The 1,672-nt window shown below is 48.1% G+C and carries 1 rRNA gene; it reads right to left on the reverse strand.

From position 1 onward, the window contains the following. Positions 1-30: 30 nt before the first annotated feature. Positions 31-1,560 (reverse strand): 16S ribosomal RNA (locus J2Z71_RS08875). Positions 1,561-1,672 lie beyond the last annotated feature (112 nt).

The following is a 1,672-nucleotide window of genomic DNA, read 5'->3' on the forward strand; positions in this document are numbered from 1 at the left end:
CGATTAACTATCTACTTTAAGACTCCTTAGAAAGGAGGTGATCCAGCCGCACCTTCCGATACGGCTACCTTGTTACGACTTCACCCCAGTCATTAACCCTACCTTCGACGCCTGCTTCCTTACGGTTAGCTCGACGGCTTCGGGTATTGCCAACTTCCATGGTGTGACGGGCGGTGTGTACAAGACCCGGGAACGCATTCACCGCAGCATTCTGATCTGCGATTACTAGCAACTCCGACTTCATGTAGGCGAGTTGCAGCCTACAATCCGAACTGAGATTGGCTTTATGAGATTTGCATGACATTGCTGTTTAGCTTCTCTTTGTTCCAACCATTGTAGCACGTGTGTAGCCCAGGACATAAAGGGCATGATGATTTGACGTCATCCCCACCTTCCTCCGTCTTATCGACGGCAGTCTCTTTAGAGTTCCCACCATTACGTGCTGGCAACTAAAGATAAGGGTTGCGCTCGTTGCGGGACTTAACCCAACATCTCACGACACGAGCTGACGACAACCATGCACCACCTGTAATACTGTCTCCGAAGAGAAAGGTATATCTCTATACCGGTCAATATTATGTCAAGTCCTGGTAAGGTTCTTCGCGTTGCTTCGAATTAAACCACATGCTCCGCTGCTTGTGCGGGTCCCCGTCAATTCCTTTGAGTTTCATGCTTGCGCACGTACTCCCCAGGCGGAGTGCTTATTGTGTTAACTACGGCACCGAGGTCACCCCCGACACCTAGCACTCATCGTTTACAGCATGGACTACCAGGGTATCTAATCCTGTTTGCTACCCATGCTTTCGTTCCTCAGCGTCAGTATATGTCCAGCAAGTCGCCTTCGCCACTGGTATTCCTCCTAATATCTACGCATTTCACCGCTACACTAGGAATTCCACTTGCCTCTCCATATCTCAAGAAATACAGTTTCAAATGCTTACGGAGGTTAAGCCTCCGCCTTTTACACCTGACTTGTATTTCCGCCTGCGAACCCTTTACGCCCAGTAATTCCGGACAACGCTAGCCCCCTACGTATTACCGCGGCTGCTGGCACGTAGTTAGCCGGGGCTTCCTCCCATGGTACCGTCATTATCTTCCCATGGGACAGAGCTTTACGATTCGAAAACCTTCATCGCTCACGCGGCGTCGCTGCATCAGAGTTTCCTCCATTGTGCAATATTCCCCACTGCTGCCTCCCGTAGGAGTTTGGACCGTGTCTCAGTTCCAATGTGACCGTTCACCCTCTCAGGCCGGTTACTGATCGTTGCCTTGGTGAGCTTTTATCTCACCAACTAGCTAATCAGACGCGAATCCATCTTTGACCGCTAAATCACTTTAATATCTTTATCATGTGATGAAGATATATCATCTGGTATTAATCCCAGTTTCCCGAGGCTATCCCTGTGTCAAAGGTAGGTTATTCACGTGTTACTCACCCGTCCGCCGCTAATCCTTCTTTTCGTCATCCCGAAGGAATCTGAAAAAATATCATCGCTCGACTTGCATGTGTTAGGCGCGCCGCCAGCGTTCGTCCTGAGCCAGGATCAAACTCTCAATTAAAATTTGATACTGCTTTGCTCAAGTCTATTACTGACTTATTTCCGCTAAGCTTTATATTTGCTATGTGTTTATTCGTTTATTCTCTTACACTATTTAATTATCAAGGTTATTT

The sequence above is a fragment of the Peptoniphilus stercorisuis genome (assembly GCF_017874395.1).
Classification (GTDB): domain Bacteria; phylum Bacillota; class Clostridia; order Tissierellales; family Peptoniphilaceae; genus Anaerosphaera; species Anaerosphaera stercorisuis.